Here is a 17,355-nt window from a genome sequence, read left to right on the forward strand (position 1 = left end):
AGGTGTACTCGAGAAGGACGGCAGGATTACGATCAGTTCGTTTGCAAGCTAATCTCCAGCCGCCAGCGGTCATCGACCTGACTGCCGACCCACTTACCCTGCAGCGGCCGTGCTGCCAGCACGGTCAGCAACAGCCCGCCATCACTCGCTCGCGTACGCCAGTTGACGTCCTTGCCATCGAGCTTGAGCTGGCCCTTCTGCGCTCGGCCCTCAGCCTGGAACAGCAGCGCCACCGTACCGTCGATGATCTCGCCGTGCAGCTTGGGCTCGTTGTTGAACCACACCACCAGCCCGGCGTCCGTGACTTCGATCTGCTGCATCACAGTCGGATCCGGCGTGGTCAGGCGGCCGATCATCAAACCGATCATCAGGCCGACAATCGCCAGCGAACCGATGACTCGCGGGAATAGTTTCGAACGGTTGTCCACAGGCGGCGTAGAATGCCGCTCATCTTTACCTTCGGAGCCGTGCATGTTTCACGTCATCCTTTTTCAACCAGAAATTCCGCCGAATACCGGCAACGTTATCAGGCTGTGCGCCAACAGCGGCTGCCACCTGCATTTGATCGAACCGCTGGGCTTCGAGATGGACGACAAGCGCTTGCGCCGCGCCGGTCTCGACTACCACGAATATGCCACGCTGCAACGTCACGCGAACCTGGCCAGTTGCCTGGAAAGCCTGGGCAACCCGCGATTGTTTGCATTCACCACCAAAGGCTCACGGCCGTTTCATGATGCCGCGTTCGTCCCTGGCGATGCATTCATCTTTGGCCCGGAAAGCCGTGGCCTGCCGCCGGAAGTGCTCGACGCGCTGCCGCCGGAACAGCGCCTGCGCCTGCCAATGCGTGAAGGCTGCCGCAGCCTGAACCTGTCCAACACCGTGGCCGTCGCTGTATATGAAGCCTGGCGCCAGAACGACTTCAAATAACTACACACCTGATCGTTCCACGCTGTGCGTGGGAACGATCAGCCAAGAAAAAAGCGCCTGTTGCGGCGCTTTTTTCGTTGTAGCTCAGACCGTTTATTGAACGGTTGGCGTCTCGCCGCTTTCCTGCATGCGCTGCAGTTCTTGCGCGTACAGAGCGTCGAAGTTCACCGGGGCCAGCATCAGGGCCGGGAACGAACCACGGGTTACCAGGCTGTCCAGGGTTTCGCGCGCGTACGGGAACAGGATGTTCGGGCAGAACGCACCCAAGGTGTGGCTCATCGAAGCCGCGTCCAGGTTCTTGATCAGGAAGATACCGGCCTGTTGCACTTCAGCGATGAAGGCGACTTCTTCACCGTTTTTCACGGTGACGGACAGGGTCAGCACGACTTCGTAGAAATCACCTTCCAGCGCTTTCTGGCGAGTGTTCAGATCCAGGCCGACCGCCGGGTCCCACTGCTGGCGGAAGATCGCCGGGCTTTTCGGGGCTTCGAAGGACAGGTCGCGTACGTAGATGCGCTGCAAGGAGAATTGCGGTGCGGTTTCTTCTTCGCTGGCTGCAGTGTTCTGTTGGTCAGTCATCTCAGATCCTTATCGATCTTGGGTCTTTTAGGGAGTGCTGTACGTAGGTGCAGCCGTTCAGGCCTTGAGCAGCGCGTCGAGCTTGCCGGCGCGCTCCAAAGCATACAAATCGTCACAACCGCCGATGTGCTTGCTGCCGATCCAGATCTGCGGCACGGACGTACGTCCGGCTTTCTGGGTCATTTCAGCGCGCACCTGCGGCTTGCCATCGACCTTGATCTCTTTGAAGGCCACGCCTTTGTTCTCGAGCAGGTACTTGGCTCGCGAGCAATAAGGGCAGTAATCGCTGGAGTAGACGATGACTTCGCTCATATCACTTCACCAACGGCAGGTTGTCGCCTTTCCAGCTGGAAATCCCGCCGGACAGCTTGGCGGCGGTGAAGCCGGATTTCATCAGTTCGCGGGCGTGGGTACCGGCGGTCTGGCCCAGGGCGTCGACCAGAATGATGGTCTTGGCCTTGTGTTTTTCCAGCTCGGCAACGCGTGCCGCCAGTTTGTCCTGGGGAATGTTCACCGCGCCAACGATGTGGCCAGCAGCAAAATCCTTGGCCGGACGGATGTCCACCACCACGCCTGCATCTTTATTGACCAGTGCGGTCAGCTCGCCGGTGCTCAGGCTTTTACCGCCGCCCTGCATCGTGTGCGCCAGCAACAGAGCCAGCAGTACGACGAAGATACCGACAAGAATGTAGTGGTTAGTGGCAAATTCAATCAGGTGAGCAACCATCGAAGGAGGTTCCAGGGCGTTAAAATGTCGGCCAGTATACACAGCCACTATGGTCGGCCAAACCCCGTCCGGCGGTGACGCGGTCGGAACTTAGCTTTAAACTCCAACTCCCTTTTCCATCGCCCTCTTCTTTATTAGCCACGAGTGGATTCCATGACTACCACGCCTAAACCTTTGGTCCTGATGATTCTCGACGGCTTCGGTCACAGCGACAGCCCCGAATCCAACGCCGTTTTTGCGGCGAAGAAGCCTGTTCTCGATCGCCTGTGGGCCACCGTGCCGAACGGCTTGATCTCGGGCAGCGGCATGGACGTCGGCCTGCCGGACGGCCAGATGGGCAACTCCGAGGTCGGCCACATGAACCTTGGCGCCGGCCGCGTGGTGTATCAGGACTTCACCCGCGTGACCAAAGCGATCCGCGACGGCGAGTTCTTCGAGAACCCGACCATCTGCGCCGCCGTGGATAAAGCCGTGGCCGCCGGCAAAGCCGTGCACTTCATGGGCCTGCTGTCCGATGGCGGCGTGCACAGCCACCAGGACCACCTGATCGCCATGGCCGAACTGGCCTTCAAGCGCGGCGCCGAAAAAATCTACCTGCACGCCTTCCTCGATGGCCGTGACACGCCGCCAAAAAGCGCTGCGTCGTCGATCGAGTTGCTTGACGCAACGTTCCAGGCACTCGGCAAGGGCCGCATCGCCAGCATCATCGGCCGCTACTTCGCCATGGACCGTGACAACCGCTGGGACCGCGTCGCCCAGGCCTACAACCTGATCGTCGACGGCAACAGCGAATTCCACGCCGCCACGGCCCAGGAAGGTCTGGAGGCGGCTTATGCGCGCGGTGAGAGCGACGAATTCGTCAAAGCCACGACCATCGGTGAGCCGGTAAAAGTCGAAGACGGCGACGCCGTGGTGTTCATGAACTTCCGCGCCGACCGTGCCCGCGAACTGACTCGCGTGTTCGTCGAAGACGATTTCAAGGACTTCGAACGCGCACGCCAGCCAAAACTGGCTGGTTTCGTCATGCTGACCCAATACGCAGCGAGCATTCCTGCACCCTCGGCGTTCGCGGCGGGCAGCCTGGAGAACGTTCTCGGCGACTATCTGGCGAAGAACGGCAAAACTCAGCTGCGCATCGCTGAAACCGAGAAATACGCCCACGTGACCTTCTTCTTCTCCGGTGGTCGCGAAGAACCGTTCCCCGGCGAAGAGCGCATCCTGATTCCATCGCCGAAAGTTGCCACCTACGACCTGCAGCCGGAAATGAGCGCACCCGAGGTCACCGACCGCATTGTCGACGCCATTGAAAACCAGCGTTACGACGTGATCGTGGTCAACTACGCCAACGGCGACATGGTCGGCCACAGCGGCGTGTTCGACGCCGCAGTGAAGGCTGTGGAATGCCTCGACACCTGCGTCGGTCGCATTGTCGAAGCGCTGGAGAAGGTAGGTGGCGAAGCGCTGATCACCGCAGACCACGGCAACGTCGAGCAAATGGCCGATGAAGCCACTGGCCAGGCACACACCGCGCACACCACCGAGCCGGTGCCGTTCATTTATGTCGGCAAGCGTGACCTGAAAGTGCGTGAAGGCGGTGTACTGGCGGACGTGGCACCGACCATGCTGATGCTGCTGGGTCTGGAAAAACCGGCGGAAATGACCGGCACTTCGATTCTGGTGTAATTCGCTAGATCAAACACCGCAAAAACCTGTGGGAGCTGGCTTGCCAGCGATAGCAATCTGACAGCCAACGACTATGTTGAATGAGCAGACGCTATCGCTGGCCAGCCAGCTCCCACAATGGTTTTTGGTCGTTTCAGAGATTATTTTTGGCTGTATCTACAGCCAGTTATCACACAGCCCCAATTGGGCGTTTTTTTTGCAGCCTCGGGCGGGCATACTAGGCCGTCCCTTACCCTGGTGCCGCCCGCCCCTATGCTTCGCGTCCTGATCGCCCTTGTTCTGACCTGCCTGCTCCAACCGGCTTTCGCTGACGAGCGCACGCAAACCCAACAACAGTTGGACGCCACGCGTCAGGACATTGCCGAGCTGAAAAAGCTGCTGAGCAAAGTCCAGGAAGAAAAGTCCGGCGTGCAGAAAGAACTCAAGGGCACTGAAACCGAGCTGGGCAAGCTGCAGAAGCAGGTCGACGCGCTGCAGAAAGAACTGCAGAAAAGCGAATCCGAGCTGCAACGACTCGATGCAGAGAAAAAAAAACTCCAGAGCGCGCGCACTGAACAACAGCGACTGATCGCCATTCAGGCCCGAGCGGCCTATCAGAACGGTCGTCAGGAATACCTCAAGCTGCTGCTCAACCAGCAGAATCCCGAGAAATTCGCCCGCACCCTCACCTATTACGATTACCTGAGCCAGGCCCGCCTGGAACAGCTGAAGAACTTCAACGAAACCCTGCGCCAACTGGCCAATGTCGAAAAAGACATTGCCGCCCAGCAGGCGCAATTGCTGGTGCAGAAAAGCAGCCTCGATACCCAGCGCGACGAACTGGAAAAAGTCCGCAAGGAACGCCAGCAGGTGCTCGCCAGACTCAACGATGACGTGAAGGCCCGCGACCAGAAACTCGCCGCCCGCGAGCAGGATCAGGCAGACCTGTCTAAAGTCCTTAAAACCATTGAAGAAACCCTGGCCCGCCAGGCCCGTGAGGCAGAAGAAGCGCGGCAGAAAGCGCTGATCGCCCAGCAGGAAGCAGAAAAAAAGCGTTTGCGTGAGGCGCAGGCTGAAAACAGCGACGCCCCACGAAAGCCCGCCAGATCCACTCCCGGCGCACTGGTTTCCAGCAGCGGCGAGACCTTCGGTGGCCCTTTTGCTGCAACCCGGGGAAAACTTCCGTGGCCGGTTGATGGTCGATTATTGGCACGCTTCGGCGAAAGCCGTGGCGACGACGCCCGCACCAAGTGGGACGGCGTGATGATCAGCGCCTCCGCCGGCAGCCAGGTGCACGCCGTACACGGTGGTCGCGTGGTGTTCGCCGACTGGCTGCGCGGTGCCGGGCTGCTGGTGATCCTCGATCACGGCAACGGTTTTCTGAGTCTTTATGGTCACAACCAGACGCTGCTCAAGTCGGCCGGTGACGTGGTTAAAGCCGGTGAGTCCATCTCCACTGTCGGAAACAGTGGCGGCCAGGACACACCAGCGCTGTATTTCGCAATTCGTCAGCAGGGTCACCCGAGTGATCCGGCGCAATGGTGTCGTGCGCAAGGATAAGCGCACCGCCTAATTAAGGAGTTCGTTCGACATGCTGCATTTGTCCCGCCTTACCTCGCTGGCCCTGACGATCGCCCTGGTGATCGGCGCGCCTCTGGCGTTCGCCGCTCAACCGGCCCCGGCCGTCGCTCCGGCAGGCACTGCCGCGACTTCCAAGGCGCCATTGCCGCTGGAAGAGTTGCGCACCTTTGCCGAGGTCATGGACCGGATCAAAGCCGCCTACGTCGAGCCGGTGGATGACAAGACCCTGCTGGAAAACGCGATCAAGGGCATGCTCAGCAACCTTGATCCGCACTCGGCTTATCTTGGCCCTGAAGATTTCACCGAGCTGCAGGAAAGCACCAGCGGTGAGTTCGGCGGCCTGGGCATCGAAGTCGGCGCGGAAGACGGCTTCATCAAAGTTGTCTCGCCTATCGACGACACTCCAGCGTCGAAGGCCGGCATTCAGGCCGGTGACTTCATCGTCAAGATCAACGGCCAGCCAACGCGCGGCCAGACCATGACCGAAGCCGTGGACAAGATGCGCGGCAAGATCGGCCAGAAAATCACTCTGACCCTGGTCCGCGACGGCGGCACGCCGTTCGATGTGACCCTGGCGCGCGCAGTGATTCAGGTGAAGAGCGTCAAGGCGCAATTGCTGGAAACCGGCTATGCGTATATCCGCATCACCCAGTTTCAGGTCAAGACCGGCGAAGAGGTCTCCAAGGCCCTGGCCAAGCTGCGCAAGGACAACGGCAAGAAGCTCAACGGCATCATTCTCGACCTGCGCAACAACCCGGGCGGCGTGTTGCAGGCCGCGGTGGAGGTGGTCGACCACTTCATCACCAAAGGCCTGATCGTCTACACCAAAGGCCGCATCGCCAACTCCGAACTGCGCTTCTCGGCCACCGGCAAAGACGAAAGCGAAGCGGTGCCGATGGTCGTGCTGATCAACGGTGGCAGCGCCTCGGCGTCGGAAATCGTCGCCGGCGCTCTGCAGGATCAGAAACGTGCGGTAGTCATGGGCACCACCAGTTTCGGCAAAGGCTCGGTACAAACCGTGCTGCCGCTGAACAACGACCGCGCACTGAAAATCACCACGGCGCTGTACTTCACGCCGAATGGCCGTTCCATTCAGGCGCAAGGCATCGTTCCGGACATCGAAGTGCGCAAGGCCAAGATCACCAGCGAGGCCGATGGCGATTACTTCAAGGAAGCCGATCTGCAAGGTCACCTGGGCAACGGCAACGGCGGCGCAGACAAGCCGAGCGGTTCCGGCGGCAAGGCCAAGGCCATGCCGCAGGATGACGATTACCAATTGGCCCAGGCCCTGAGCCTGCTTAAAGGGCTGAGCATCACGTCCGGCCGTTGAGGATGTCGCTGCGTTTCGTCTTCGTTCTGTTGTGCTGTCTGGCGGGTGCTGCTCACGCAGAGCCCGCCAGCCCAAAGCCACACAACGCCTACCTGACACTGATCATCGACGACCTGGGGCAGAACCTGCCCCGGGATCGCCGTGTGCTGGCCCTGCCCGGCCCAGTGACCACGGCGATCATGCCGGATACTCCGCACGCCACCGAATTTGCCCGCGAGGCCCATCGCGCCGGCAAGATCGTCATCCTGCACATGCCGATGGACCCGGCCACCGGACCCTATGCATGGCACCCCGAACTGCCCATCGAAGAGCTGGAAAGACGCCTCAATGCCGCATTCAAAATGGTCCCGTACACCGCCGGCATCAATAACCACATGGGCAGCCGCATGACCGCGCAACCTGTGGCCATGGCGTGGCTGATGGGTGAGTTGCAGCGCCGGCACAAGTTCTTCGTCGACAGCCGCACCAGCGCCCAGACCGTGGCCGCACAGCAGGCGCAGAAGATCGATCTGGCCAGTGTCTCGCGGGACGTGTTCCTTGATGACGAACGCACCGAAGCGGCGATCTACACGCAGTTGCAGACCGCGATCGATTTGGCGCGCAAGCAGGGTTCGGCGGTGATGATCGGCCATCCGTATCCGCAAACACTGGCGGTGCTTGAGCGCGAACTGCCGAAGCTTAAGGCTCAGGGCATCGAGTGGATCGATATCAAGCAAATGATCAGCGTGCGCAGCAATCGCGCCATGGTCGGTCATGGTAAAGACGGGGTTTATCGGTAATACCCGGTAACGTTGCTCAATACATAGTTACCGCCAGACACCTGCCCGCTTTCCGGATAGTGAGACCTGCAACAGGTCACGACTGCCTCGAGTCGTCTTCTCACTATCAGGAGTAACCATGACAACCAATACCCCGATCAGCCCGCCTGCCGGGCGAATCGAACCGATCAGAATCGACAACCTGCTGATCAGCTTCACAACAGAATATCTCCGAATCTGGGACACCGACGGCTTACGGGCAAAACCGGCGTCCTTTTGGCACCCCACCCCTGCTCCCGATGCGCTGCCAGGCTATTTCCCCTTGGGCGACGTCGTTGCAAGAGGCCACGGCAATATCAACGGCAACAGAGTGGTAGCAGTCGTTTGCGAAGCTGATACTGCAAGCTCTGACCCCACTAAAGGCAAGGCACTGCGCCGCCCGGACGATTACGAGTTGATCTGGAAGGATTCTGGCTCAGGCTCGAAAAGAGACCTGTCGATCTGGCGACCGATTCCCCCCGAAGGCTATATAGCCTTGGGATCGGTGTGTTCGAGCGACCACGAAAAACCCTCGTTCAATGCTGTCAGGTGCGTCCGGGAGGACTTGGTCATCGCCTCCAATACCAGCGACTTGGCCTGGGACGACAAGGGTAGTGGCGCTCGCCGGCGCGTCAGTACCTGGAGTGCCGTTCCTCCCGTCGCCGCACCGGGTGAAATCCACCTGGCATCCGGCAGCTTTGTCGGATTGAGCGACTACAACAAACCGGCAAATTTCCCGGTCTACTGCTTGCGCCTGAAGATAGGGCTTCAGGTCAACCCGCGCCCGATGGCACCCTTGCTTTGCGCAGAAACGCCGGCACCTGTGGTTTCGCCGGACAATCCTTCTTACATCGCCATCCTGCCCTGGTTCACGATCAGGGATCCGCGCTTCTCCCGTCTCGAGCAACTCAGCCGCTCGCCCTTCTACCTTCTGGAACGCACGGATCAGTACTTGCTCGTCGGCTACGCCAACAACACCGAGAACCAGAGCCGGATTTGCAGATGGACAGCGCCACGCGCGCAGCAAGCGGGAAGCCTGCAGGCATTCACCCAAACCACTTCTGTCGAGTTCGGAGCGCAATGGCAGACCAACCTGCAAGACCCACTGCTGTTTTCGGCGCGGCTGGACCATGACTTCACCCAATGTGAAATACACTCGAACGAATGGCTCAACGCAGCGGCGATTGAAGTGGTCGCCGTCGTGGACAAAAACAGGTCCGTGGCAGCTTATCTGATGCAGAGCGAATACCGACTGCTGCGCGCAGATGGCACATCCGTGACCAATACTTTCAGCTACACCGATGGCAGCAGCTTGCACATCAGCCAGCACGCGCCGACGGAGCCTGAGGCCGTTATCCTTCCTGCGCCTGAGCCAGTTGTCGTTGCTGCGCCGGAGCCAGTTGTGGAGCTGATTGCGCAGGCGCCTTTGGCAGACGACGAAGTCAGCGCAGCGCCAGTAGTGCCAGAGTTGCCAGAGCTGCCAGCCGCTACAGATACCGCCCCATGATCTCGTCCACCACACCTTCTTTGCGCAATTGATCCAGCGCGGCCTGAAGCTTGGCGACGACTTCGTCGGAGACATCCTTGTTCAGCGCCAGATACAACTCTGCGCTGTTGAAGCGCAGTACGGTCTTGAGACCGGTGACGCCATCCTGCCGCGCGAGATAACGCCCGGCAGGATCACCCGTGGCCCACAGGTCGATCTGACCATTGACCAGTTTCTTCGCGTTGTCCTGATCGCGCAGCACCACTATCGGTTTCAGACCTTGTTTGGTCAGTGTCTCGGCAATCGCATCGCCTTTGTAGGCACCGATCTTGTACTTGCGTGCGTCATTGAGGGTTTCGAGGGTGATCTTGCTGTCGGCCTTGGCCAACATGATCCAGTCATCCGGACCGATCGGGCCGACCCATTTGAAGAGTTTTTCGCGGTCCGGCAAACGCGCCATCACAAAGGCGCCGTATCCGGGATTCTCCAGTGCCAGTTTGTACACGCGCTCCCAAGGGAAACGCAGGGTCAGGCTGTAGGTGATACCGGCACGCTGGAACACTTCACGCACGATGTCGGTGGCGATGCCATTGATGTTCTCGCCTTGGGCGAAATTCTTGCCGTTCTTCGCCATGTTGTACGGCGGGAAGTTTTCGGTGAGAAGCACCAGATCGGTGTCGGGACTGTTTTCGGCGCGGGCCGTGTTGATGAGCAACATCGAGGCGCTGGCGAGAACAAGAAGCAGGCGTTTGATCATGTCGGGCTACCGGAATCCATGGCGTGCCCAAGAGTGCCTTGGGTGCGCCATGGTGTCCACTGGCCTGTATGGTTTTCGACCCTGACTCCTGAAAAAGCACCCGCACGCGCTGGAAAACCAAAGAAGAAAGAGCGCATGCGAAAGAGCAGTTTTTTGGCGAATCAAACAATCCTGCAGAAGCCACCAACATGAAATAACAAACTGGAAGACGACAGCACTAACAACAAGTCGTATAAGCCAACGAACACCTAGCCACAGAACACATTAAACTCAAAACCACTCCATTAACTTTTCTAACACGATCAAGGATTGATCATGATTAACAAAGCCAGAATACTTTTTGCGTGTTCAGCTATAGCAGTGACACTTCCTCTGATTTCCTGCGCGCGTTTCCCGAATGAAGCACCGGAGGCAATCCTGTTAAGTAACGCGAATGGCGAATTTAATCACTGGAATGGTATTGGCAAGATTTTCAAAGGTGACAGAGCTTACTGCAGTGCGTTCCTGATCGACACTCGCGAAAGGGGCAAAGAAGCAACCGGGCCTGCTTACATAATGACCAACGCGCATTGCACGTCTATAAAAGTCGGCACAACAGCTGATGTTGCCTACCAAGGTCAGATGCAATTCAACTTTTTCCATGACACGCTCGCAGGCGCCAGACGCTATGACATCGACAAGGTCAACTGGGCCAGCTTCGCCAGTACGGATATCTCAATATTGCAGTTACGCACCTCACTGGACAGCCTGCTAAAAGACGGAATAACCCCGCTCAAACTCGCGGCAGCAGCGCCGCGCAACGTCAGTCAGGTAAACCTGGTAGGCGCGCCAGCCTCTGCGCCGGGCCTTAGGCTTTCGACTTGTACGCAAGAACCGACCCATACCACCCTGATCAAGTATCTTAACGTTCACACCGACTACCAGAAACAAAACTGCAAAGGTATTGAACCTGGTTCCTCAGGTGCTCCGGTGATCGATATGACAACAGGAGAAGTCACCGGCATATTATCCGGCACCACTTATGGCATATCCTCGGACGACTTGTGTTTCTGGCATGGACTGTGTAGCGATAACCTAAACAAATCCTTGCTGCCGCATCAAGCGAGCCAGAGTTTTCCTGTCGACTATCTGACCACTTGTTTCACCAATGGCAACTTCAGCCTCGACAAAGAAACCTGCGCAGTCAGCCCAAACTCAAACTTCAAGCTCAGACTGAATTCAAGAGCAATTACAGATATCGGACTGCACAAAGCACCGGCCAGTGCCGCACAACAAATACCGAAGTGGGATATTTCTTTTTCGATGAGTACCGGGTTCTACCGGTTCAAGACTGTTCGTCATGCACAGGCTTGTTATTCGCCTGACCAATACAACGACCCAATCAGTACAGTCGATGCGAACCTGCAATCAGAGATTGGCCAGGAAGCCGGCCTGTATTATTTATGTTTGATAGGTGTGAACTCAACCGATCAACAATCCGATAGCGGACTGCTTGGAAACGCCCAGATTCTCGCCGCCAGAGTCGTCACGCCGGTTCCGGTGCAATTACCAGCACCGACGCTCACAGTCGAGCCTGACGGCGATTACCTCTTTATCAAATACCGTGAAGAGGCGGATCGCAATCTCTGGACCCGGATCTACACGGGGCCCGCAGAAACAACCCATTGCGCGCAAATCAATCCCGAGCGCTACAGCAAAGTCGACGACGGGTTTTACATCCCCATCCAGGCACTGCCATTGACGCTATGCAGTTATACGATGGATCGAAACCTGAGTGTCTCAGAGGTCAGGGCTGATCAGTTGCGGCCTACGCAATCCCGGATAACAGAATGAGCCATATGGCGGGTTTCGCTAGACGCGAAACCCGCCACAGCGCCGACGGCAATCTAGCGCATCACGATCCCGCGATGGGCCATATACGCCTTGGCTTCCTGCACGGTGTATTCGCCGAAGTGGAAAATACTCGCTGCCAGTACTGCGCTGGCGTGGCCTTCGAGAATGCCGTCAGCCAAGTGCTGCAGGTTGCCAACACCGCCGGAAGCGATCACCGGAATGCCCAGCGCATCGCTGATCGCGCGGGTCACGCCGAGGTCGAAACCGTTCTTCATGCCGTCTTGATCCATGCTGGTCAGCAGGATCTCACCGGCACCGAGGCCTTCCATCTTCTTTGCCCACTCGACCGCGTCGAGGCCGGTTGACTTGCGCCCGCCGTGGGTGAAAATTTCCCAGCGCGGGGTTTCGCCCGGGCCGGAGACTTTCTTCGCGTCGATGGCGACAACGATGCACTGCGAGCCGAAATGCTGCGCCGCTTCACCGACGAACTCCGGGTTGAACACGGCAGCGGTGTTGATCGACACCTTGTCCGCACCGGCATTGAGCAGGTTGCGAATGTCCTGCACGGTACGCACGCCACCGCCAACGGTCAGCGGAATGAACACCTGGCTGGCCATGCGCTCAACGGTATGGAGCGTGGTGTCGCGGCCATCGACGCTGGCGGTGATATCGAGAAAAGTAATCTCGTCGGCACCCTGCTCGTCGTAGCGACGGGCGATTTCCACCGGGTCACCGGCGTCGCGGATGTTTTCGAACTTCACACCTTTGACGACCCGGCCGTTGTCCACGTCCAGGCAAGGGATGATGCGTTTGGCCAGCGCCATGGTCAGTCCTCAGCCTTTGTACGAATCGCAGAAAGCTTGCGCTTCCGCGACGTCGAGGGTGCCTTCGTAAATCGCGCGGCCCGTGATGGCGCCGATGATGCCCGGCGCCTTGGCGTCGAGCAGCGACTTGATGTCACCCAGATTGTGGATGCCGCCGGATGCGATCACCGGAATCTTGGTGGCGGCAGCCAGCGCAGCGGTAAACGGTACGTTGCAACCCTGCATCATGCCGTCTTTGGCGATGTCGGTATAAACGATCGAGGACACGCCGTCCGCTTCAAACTGCTTGGCCAGATCAATGACCTGCACGGTGCTGATTTCAGCCCAGCCATCGGTGGCGACGAAACCGTCTTTGGCATCCAGACCGACGATGATCTTGCCCGGGAACGCACGGCACGCTTCAGCGACGAACGCCGGATCTTTAACGGCTTTGGTGCCGATGATTACGTAGCTCACACCAGCCTTGACGTAGTGCTCGATGGTTTCCAGCGAACGGATGCCGCCGCCGATCTGGATCGGCAAAGTCGGATAGCGCTTGGCAATTGCGGTGACCACTTCGCCGTTGACTGGCTGGCCTTCGAACGCGCCGTTCAGATCGACCAGATGCAGACGGCGGCAACCGCCCTCCACCCACTTGGCAGCCATGCTCACCGGGTCATCGGAGAACACTGTGGAATCTTCCATGCGGCCCTGGCGCAGACGTACGCAGGCACCGTCTTTAAGATCGATAGCGGGAATAATCAGCATCTGGCAAACCTTCAAATTTGAATGTTCAGCTTGGCTCGGAAATCAGTTTTTCTCGAGCGCCCACAGGTCGCTTTCGATGCTTTCAAACCGCTCTTTGAGGTGGGTCTGCACATCGAAAATCGCCCTGTTGTAATAGTGCGGAGCAATTTCGCGGGTAAACAGCTCAAGAATTTCCCCCGCTTCGAACGAACCCAGGTCCAGCTCGAAACGGTCCTCCATGAACCGCTGAATCTTGCGATTGGCCTCGTTCTCCTGTTCGGGAGTGAGGGTCAGAATCGGCGGTCTGGACTTCTTGGCAGCCATTTACCAGCGACCGTCCCACGCGGCGAAGTTCTGCAGCAATTGCAGGCCATGGGTATGGCTTTTCTCCGGGTGGAACTGCACGGCGAAACGCGAGCCGTCGGCCAGCGCTGCAGCGAAATCGACACCGTAATGACCGCCACCGACCACCTGTCGCGCATTGGCGGCGGCAATGTAGTAGCTGTGCACGAAGTAGAAACGCGCCATGTCCGGAATGTCATGCCACAGCGGGTGGCTGACCTTCTGCTTCACTTCGTTCCAGCCCATGTGCGGGACTTTCAGGTGCTCGCCGTCTTCATGCAGGTCTTTGCCGAAGAACTTCACCGCGCCCGGAAACAGGCCGATGCAGTCGACGCCATCGTTCTCTTCGCTGGTGTCGAGCAAGGCCTGCATGCCGACACAGATGCCGAGAAACGGACGATCCTGACTGACTTCACGCACCAGCGAATCGAAACCTAGGCGACGGATCTCCGCCATGCAGTCGCGGATCGCGCCAACACCTGGGAACACCACGCGGTCAGCTTCGCGGATCACCGCCGCATCGCTGGTGATCAGCACTTTACCGGCGCCGACGTGCTCAAGGGCCTTGGCCACCGAGTGCAAATTGCCCATGCCGTAATCGATAACTGCAACCGTCTGCATTACAGAACGCCTTTGGTCGATGGCATTTGCCCGGCCATGCGCTCGTCCAGCTCGACGGCCATGCGCAGGGCGCGGCCGAAAGCCTTGAACACGGTTTCGATCTGGTGGTGGGTGTTGGTGCCACGGAGGTTATCGATGTGCAGGCTGACCAGTGCGTGGTTGACGAAGCCCTGGAAGAATTCCTGGAACAGGTCAACGTCGAAGCCGCCCACGGTGGCGCGGGTGTACGGCACGTGCATCTGCAGGCCCGGGCGACCGGAGAAGTCGATCACCACGCGCGACAGCGCTTCATCGAGCGGCACGTAGGCATGGCCGTAGCGACGGATGCCTTTTTTGTCGCCAATGGCTTTGGCAAACGCCTGGCCGAGGGTGATACCGACGTCTTCCACCGTATGGTGGTCGTCGATATGCAGATCGCCCTTGCATTCGATATCCAGGTCGATCAACCCGTGACGGGCAATCTGATCCAGCATGTGCTCAAGAAAAGGAACACCGATATCAAATCGGGCCTTTCCGGTGCCATCAAGGTTGATCGAGGCTTTGATCTGGGTTTCCAGAGTGTCGCGCTCGACAGACGCCTTACGTTCGGCCATCACCAGCTCCGCAAAATCATTGGGCGAAAAAGGCAGCCATTATAGGCACGCAGGAAGCAAACAGAAACACGAGAGGTGAGATGGCTGACGGATAGAACGCCCGGCTGTCGCGGGTAGACATGTCCATACAAGCCATAAAGGGCGATGATCGCTCCCACGCTCTGCGTGGGAGTGCAGCCCCCGGACGCTCTGCGTCCGCTTCGAATGTGACGCAGAGCGTCACGGGAGGCATTCCCACGCAGAGCGTGGGAACGATCAGGCAGAAACGAACTTAGTGAAACAGTACCGCCGTCTTCTGCAGGGTCACCCACACACCCCACGCCAACGGAATACCCACCACCAGCCACGCAGCGATTGCCAGCGGCTTGCTGCCCGGTGCGGCTTTCCACTCCAGAACCGTGCTGGCATCAGCACCTTTGTCGTGTCCCAGCGCCTGCTCGGCGGCCAGTTCAGCGTCGGTCATGAAGTATTTGTCAGCCACCGGACGGACCATCAGGTTGCACAGGAAGCCCAACACCAAGAGGCCAGCGAGGATGTACAGGGTGATGTCATAAGCGGCAGCGCGTTCAACGCCGATGCTCAACTGATATTCACGCAGGTAGTTCACCAGCACCGGACCGAGCACACCGGCCGCAGCCCAAGCGGTCAACAGACGACCGTGGATCGCACCAACCATCTGCGTACCGAACAGGTCGGCCAGATACGCCGGCACAGTGGCAAAACCACCGCCGTACATCGACAGAATGATGCAGAACGCCGCGACGAACAGCGCAACGTTACCCAGATGGCCCATGTTCGGAATCAGCGCATACAGGGCAAAACCCAATGCGAAGAACACGAAGTAGGTATTTTTGCGACCCAGGTAGTCCGAGAACGACGCCCAGAAGAAGCGGCCACCGATGTTGAACAGACTCAGCAGACCGGTGAAACCGGCCGCAATCGCGGCGATCGAAGCCAGTTGCCCGGCGTCGAGCTGACCAAACGGCACATCAACACCCAGCAGTTTGCCGCCGAACACTTCCTGCAGCAGTGGCGAAGCCATGCCGAGGATGCCGATACCGGCGGAAACGTTCAGGCACAGCACCAGCCAGACCAGACGGAATTGCGGGGTTTTCCACGCCACATTCACGTGCACGTGACGGTGGGTGATCATCGAGTTCGAGGCTTTCTTCGCCGGAGCGGTCCAGCCTTCAGGCTTCCAGCCGGTTGGCGGAACGCGGTAGGCCAGGGCACCACCGATCATGAACACGAAGTAGATCGCGGCCATGGCCACGAAGCTCTGCCAGACGCCGACACCGGTCGGCGAAGCGAAGTGGCTCATCAACGCGGTTGCCAGTGGTGCACCGACCATCGCGCCGCCACCGAAGCCCATGATTGCCATGCCGGTCGCCATGCCGCGCTTGTCCGGGAACCACTTGATCAGGGTCGAGACCGGCGAGATATAGCCCAGCCCCAGACCGATACCGCCGATCACGCCCGAACCGAGCCACATCAGCCAGATCTGGTGGGTATAGATACCCAGCGCCGAGATCAGCAGACCGCCGCACCAGCACAGTGCCGACACGACGCCAGCCTTGCGTGGCCCGGCGTGTTCCAGCCAGCCGCCCCAGATCGCTGCCGAGCAGCCGAGGAAGATGAAGAACAGCGTGTAGATCCAGCCAAGCATCGAAATCGGCCAGTCGCATTGCGACGAGAACACTTGTGCGATGAAGCTCATGTCCGGTGCGCAGGCCACCGGAGCAGTAACGCCCAGTGCCTTGGACAGCGGCAACCAGAACACCGAGAAGCCGTAGGCCATGCCGATGCACAGGTGGATGGCCAGAGCGGCTGGTGGGACTAGCCAACGGTTGAAACCGGGCTTGGCGATGATGCGCTCCTTGGACAGGAACGCGGGCTGATCGGCTTTGAGGCCGTCCGCCGTGATGCTCGTACTCATTGTGTATCCCCCAATTATTAGTATGGTTCGCCAGCCACTGTTCACCCCCGGCCTTTATGCACGCAGGCATGACCGTTTTTTTGGGTGAAGCTCCTTGAAGGCGCGACGTTAAGTCGCAGAAGGACGGACGAACGGGCGAAGGTTACCATTTGCACGTGACAGAAAAACCAAACTGATATCACCTTTTTTCTGTCGTCTGATCTCGTATCACTCGGGAAAAGGCTATGCAGAGCGTCGTACAAGCGCTGAATGCCGCCAATTATGCGGATCTGGAGGATTTTCGGTGCGCCGTTTTCCGATGAAGACGAGCCGATTGACAGCGCCCTCGCTGAGTGGAGTTTGATAGCCGGGCATTTCAACGACCGCCTGCTCGGTGCCGCGCGCCTGCACAGGCACCACGACGCTTGGTACTTGTCCCATTTATGTGTACGAAAAGTTACCGGTCGCCGGGCAGCTGCCGAACGACGGATGAACCAAGCACAGAAAATGGCGTCGCAAGCGGGGGCTGAACTGCGTCTGCTGGCGCCTGCCGGGCATCCTGAAGTCCAGGCAAGCGCAGCGACGTTACACCTCCCGCCGGAGGTACTGGCAACATGACGTCACAGCGAAGCGGGCAGTTGCAGCGCTATACTCC

At 58.8% G+C, this 17,355-nt stretch carries 18 protein-coding genes and 1 pseudogene; 8 read left to right on the plus strand and 11 right to left on the minus strand.

Annotated elements, in window-relative coordinates; genetic code table 11:
* Positions 1-32 precede the first annotated feature (32 nt).
* On the minus strand, positions 33-473 hold the full coding sequence (locus QZR14_RS25275; protein WP_311998034.1) for a hypothetical protein: 441 nt from the start codon (positions 471-473) through the stop codon (positions 33-35).
* Here QZR14_RS25275 and QZR14_RS25280 point away from each other — a divergent pair.
* Positions 472-927, plus strand: coding sequence for a tRNA (cytidine(34)-2'-O)-methyltransferase (locus tag QZR14_RS25280; RefSeq protein ID WP_257356843.1), 456 nt, complete (start codon positions 472-474; stop codon positions 925-927). The genes QZR14_RS25275 and QZR14_RS25280 overlap by 2 nt on opposite strands.
* 93 nt (positions 928-1,020) lie before the next feature.
* On the opposite strand, the gene secB is transcribed toward QZR14_RS25280, so the two are convergent.
* Genes secB through QZR14_RS25295 form a run of 3 tightly spaced genes read right to left on the minus strand, consistent with a single transcriptional unit; the run spans position 1,021 to position 2,233 of the window.
* Positions 1,021-1,506, minus strand: a complete 486-nt coding sequence (gene secB, locus QZR14_RS25285) for a protein-export chaperone SecB (protein ID WP_016772114.1) — start codon at positions 1,504-1,506, stop codon at positions 1,021-1,023.
* 57 nt (positions 1,507-1,563) lie between these two features.
* The gene (gene grxC / locus QZR14_RS25290) at positions 1,564-1,818 is read right to left on the minus strand and encodes a glutaredoxin 3 (RefSeq protein ID WP_038359971.1); all 255 of its coding nucleotides are present in this window, start codon (positions 1,816-1,818) and stop codon (positions 1,564-1,566) included.
* 1 nt (position 1,819) lies between these two features.
* Positions 1,820-2,233 carry a rhodanese-like domain-containing protein gene (locus QZR14_RS25295; protein ID WP_016986346.1) on the minus strand — a complete coding sequence of 138 codons (414 nt, stop codon included), beginning with the start codon at positions 2,231-2,233 and terminating at the stop codon, positions 1,820-1,822.
* A 153-nt stretch (positions 2,234-2,386) separates the two neighbouring features.
* Here QZR14_RS25295 and gpmI point away from each other — a divergent pair, with 153 nt between their 5' ends.
* From gpmI to QZR14_RS25320, 5 genes are all read left to right on the plus strand, one after another.
* The gene (gene gpmI / locus QZR14_RS25300; RefSeq protein ID WP_250602792.1) at positions 2,387-3,916 is read left to right on the plus strand and encodes a 2,3-bisphosphoglycerate-independent phosphoglycerate mutase; all 1,530 of its coding nucleotides are present in this window, start codon (positions 2,387-2,389) and stop codon (positions 3,914-3,916) included.
* 252 nt (positions 3,917-4,168) lie between these two features.
* Positions 4,169-5,455 (plus strand): murein hydrolase activator EnvC family protein, encoded by a 1,287-nt coding sequence (locus QZR14_RS25305; protein WP_311998035.1) that lies wholly within the window; start codon positions 4,169-4,171, stop codon positions 5,453-5,455.
* A gap of 31 nt (positions 5,456-5,486) precedes the next feature.
* A complete protein-coding gene (locus QZR14_RS25310; RefSeq protein WP_007909222.1) occupies positions 5,487-6,806 on the plus strand; it encodes a S41 family peptidase in 1,320 nt (439 codons plus the stop codon).
* A gap of 2 nt (positions 6,807-6,808) precedes the next feature.
* Positions 6,809-7,585 (plus strand): divergent polysaccharide deacetylase family protein, encoded by a 777-nt coding sequence (locus QZR14_RS25315; protein ID WP_311998036.1) that lies wholly within the window; start codon positions 6,809-6,811, stop codon positions 7,583-7,585.
* Positions 7,586-7,703: 118 nt separating this feature from the next.
* Positions 7,704-9,110: a Vps62-related protein gene (locus tag QZR14_RS25320; RefSeq protein ID WP_311998037.1), complete on the plus strand. Its 1,407-nt coding sequence runs from the start codon at positions 7,704-7,706 to the stop codon at positions 9,108-9,110.
* On the opposite strand, the gene QZR14_RS25325 is transcribed toward QZR14_RS25320, so the two are convergent.
* Positions 9,091-9,846: a substrate-binding periplasmic protein gene (locus QZR14_RS25325; protein WP_093430032.1), complete on the minus strand. Its 756-nt coding sequence runs from the start codon at positions 9,844-9,846 to the stop codon at positions 9,091-9,093. The two genes, QZR14_RS25320 and QZR14_RS25325, sit on opposite strands and share 20 nt — an antisense overlap.
* 315 nt (positions 9,847-10,161) lie before the next feature.
* On the opposite strand from QZR14_RS25325, the gene QZR14_RS25330 reads away from it, so the two are divergent.
* Positions 10,162-11,679, plus strand: coding sequence for a trypsin-like serine peptidase (locus QZR14_RS25330; protein ID WP_311998038.1), 1,518 nt, complete (start codon positions 10,162-10,164; stop codon positions 11,677-11,679).
* A gap of 53 nt (positions 11,680-11,732) precedes the next feature.
* On the opposite strand, the gene hisF is transcribed toward QZR14_RS25330, so the two are convergent.
* From hisF to QZR14_RS25360, 6 genes are all read right to left on the minus strand, one after another.
* Entirely contained in the window at positions 11,733-12,503 is a 771-nt protein-coding gene (hisF, locus tag QZR14_RS25335) for an imidazole glycerol phosphate synthase subunit HisF (RefSeq protein ID WP_311998039.1), read from the minus strand.
* 9 nt (positions 12,504-12,512) lie between these two features.
* The gene (gene hisA / locus QZR14_RS25340; RefSeq protein ID WP_007909210.1) at positions 12,513-13,250 is read right to left on the minus strand and encodes a 1-(5-phosphoribosyl)-5-[(5-phosphoribosylamino)methylideneamino]imidazole-4-carboxamide isomerase; all 738 of its coding nucleotides are present in this window, start codon (positions 13,248-13,250) and stop codon (positions 12,513-12,515) included.
* Positions 13,251-13,292: 42 nt separating this feature from the next.
* Complete coding sequence (locus QZR14_RS25345; RefSeq protein WP_250602787.1) at positions 13,293-13,553, minus strand: DUF2164 domain-containing protein; 261 nt, start codon at positions 13,551-13,553, stop codon at positions 13,293-13,295.
* The gene (gene hisH, locus QZR14_RS25350; protein ID WP_007909206.1) at positions 13,554-14,192 is read right to left on the minus strand and encodes an imidazole glycerol phosphate synthase subunit HisH; all 639 of its coding nucleotides are present in this window, start codon (positions 14,190-14,192) and stop codon (positions 13,554-13,556) included.
* Entirely contained in the window at positions 14,192-14,785 is a 594-nt protein-coding gene (gene hisB, locus QZR14_RS25355; protein WP_007909204.1) for an imidazoleglycerol-phosphate dehydratase HisB, read from the minus strand. Before hisB ends, hisH begins: the two co-directional genes overlap by 1 nt.
* Positions 14,786-15,056: 271 nt before the next feature.
* Positions 15,057-16,721: an OFA family MFS transporter gene (locus QZR14_RS25360; RefSeq protein ID WP_250602785.1), complete on the minus strand. Its 1,665-nt coding sequence runs from the start codon at positions 16,719-16,721 to the stop codon at positions 15,057-15,059.
* A 224-nt stretch (positions 16,722-16,945) separates the two neighbouring features.
* Between QZR14_RS25360 and QZR14_RS25365 the strand changes: the two are divergent.
* A pseudogene (locus tag QZR14_RS25365) lies at positions 16,946-17,318 on the plus strand (acetyl-CoA sensor PanZ family protein).
* Positions 17,319-17,355 lie beyond the last annotated feature (37 nt).

The sequence above is a fragment of the Pseudomonas sp. rhizo66 genome (assembly GCF_031931925.1).
Taxonomy (GTDB): Bacteria; Pseudomonadota; Gammaproteobacteria; order Pseudomonadales; family Pseudomonadaceae; genus Aquipseudomonas.

Coding starts and splice junctions, on each gene's coding strand:
- secB (WP_016772114.1), bottom strand. CDS start 1,506: ATGACTGACCAACAGAACACTGCAGCCAGCGAAGAAGAAACCGCACCG.
- QZR14_RS25305 (WP_311998035.1), top strand. CDS start 4,169: ATGCTTCGCGTCCTGATCGCCCTTGTTCTGACCTGCCTGCTCCAACCG.
- QZR14_RS25295 (WP_016986346.1), bottom strand. CDS start 2,233: ATGGTTGCTCACCTGATTGAATTTGCCACTAACCACTACATTCTTGTC.
- QZR14_RS25320 (WP_311998037.1), top strand. CDS start 7,704: ATGACAACCAATACCCCGATCAGCCCGCCTGCCGGGCGAATCGAACCG.
- QZR14_RS25345 (WP_250602787.1), bottom strand. CDS start 13,553: ATGGCTGCCAAGAAGTCCAGACCGCCGATTCTGACCCTCACTCCCGAA.
- gpmI (WP_250602792.1), top strand. CDS start 2,387: ATGACTACCACGCCTAAACCTTTGGTCCTGATGATTCTCGACGGCTTC.
- QZR14_RS25315 (WP_311998036.1), top strand. CDS start 6,809: ATGTCGCTGCGTTTCGTCTTCGTTCTGTTGTGCTGTCTGGCGGGTGCT.
- hisF (WP_311998039.1), bottom strand. CDS start 12,503: ATGGCGCTGGCCAAACGCATCATCCCTTGCCTGGACGTGGACAACGGC.
- QZR14_RS25325 (WP_093430032.1), bottom strand. CDS start 9,846: ATGATCAAACGCCTGCTTCTTGTTCTCGCCAGCGCCTCGATGTTGCTC.
- QZR14_RS25330 (WP_311998038.1), top strand. CDS start 10,162: ATGATTAACAAAGCCAGAATACTTTTTGCGTGTTCAGCTATAGCAGTG.
- QZR14_RS25310 (WP_007909222.1), top strand. CDS start 5,487: ATGCTGCATTTGTCCCGCCTTACCTCGCTGGCCCTGACGATCGCCCTG.
- QZR14_RS25360 (WP_250602785.1), bottom strand. CDS start 16,721: ATGAGTACGAGCATCACGGCGGACGGCCTCAAAGCCGATCAGCCCGCG.
- QZR14_RS25280 (WP_257356843.1), top strand. CDS start 472: ATGTTTCACGTCATCCTTTTTCAACCAGAAATTCCGCCGAATACCGGC.
- hisH (WP_007909206.1), bottom strand. CDS start 14,192: ATGCAGACGGTTGCAGTTATCGATTACGGCATGGGCAATTTGCACTCG.
- grxC (WP_038359971.1), bottom strand. CDS start 1,818: ATGAGCGAAGTCATCGTCTACTCCAGCGATTACTGCCCTTATTGCTCG.
- hisA (WP_007909210.1), bottom strand. CDS start 13,250: ATGCTGATTATTCCCGCTATCGATCTTAAAGACGGTGCCTGCGTACGT.
- QZR14_RS25275 (WP_311998034.1), bottom strand. CDS start 473: ATGCACGGCTCCGAAGGTAAAGATGAGCGGCATTCTACGCCGCCTGTG.
- hisB (WP_007909204.1), bottom strand. CDS start 14,785: ATGGCCGAACGTAAGGCGTCTGTCGAGCGCGACACTCTGGAAACCCAG.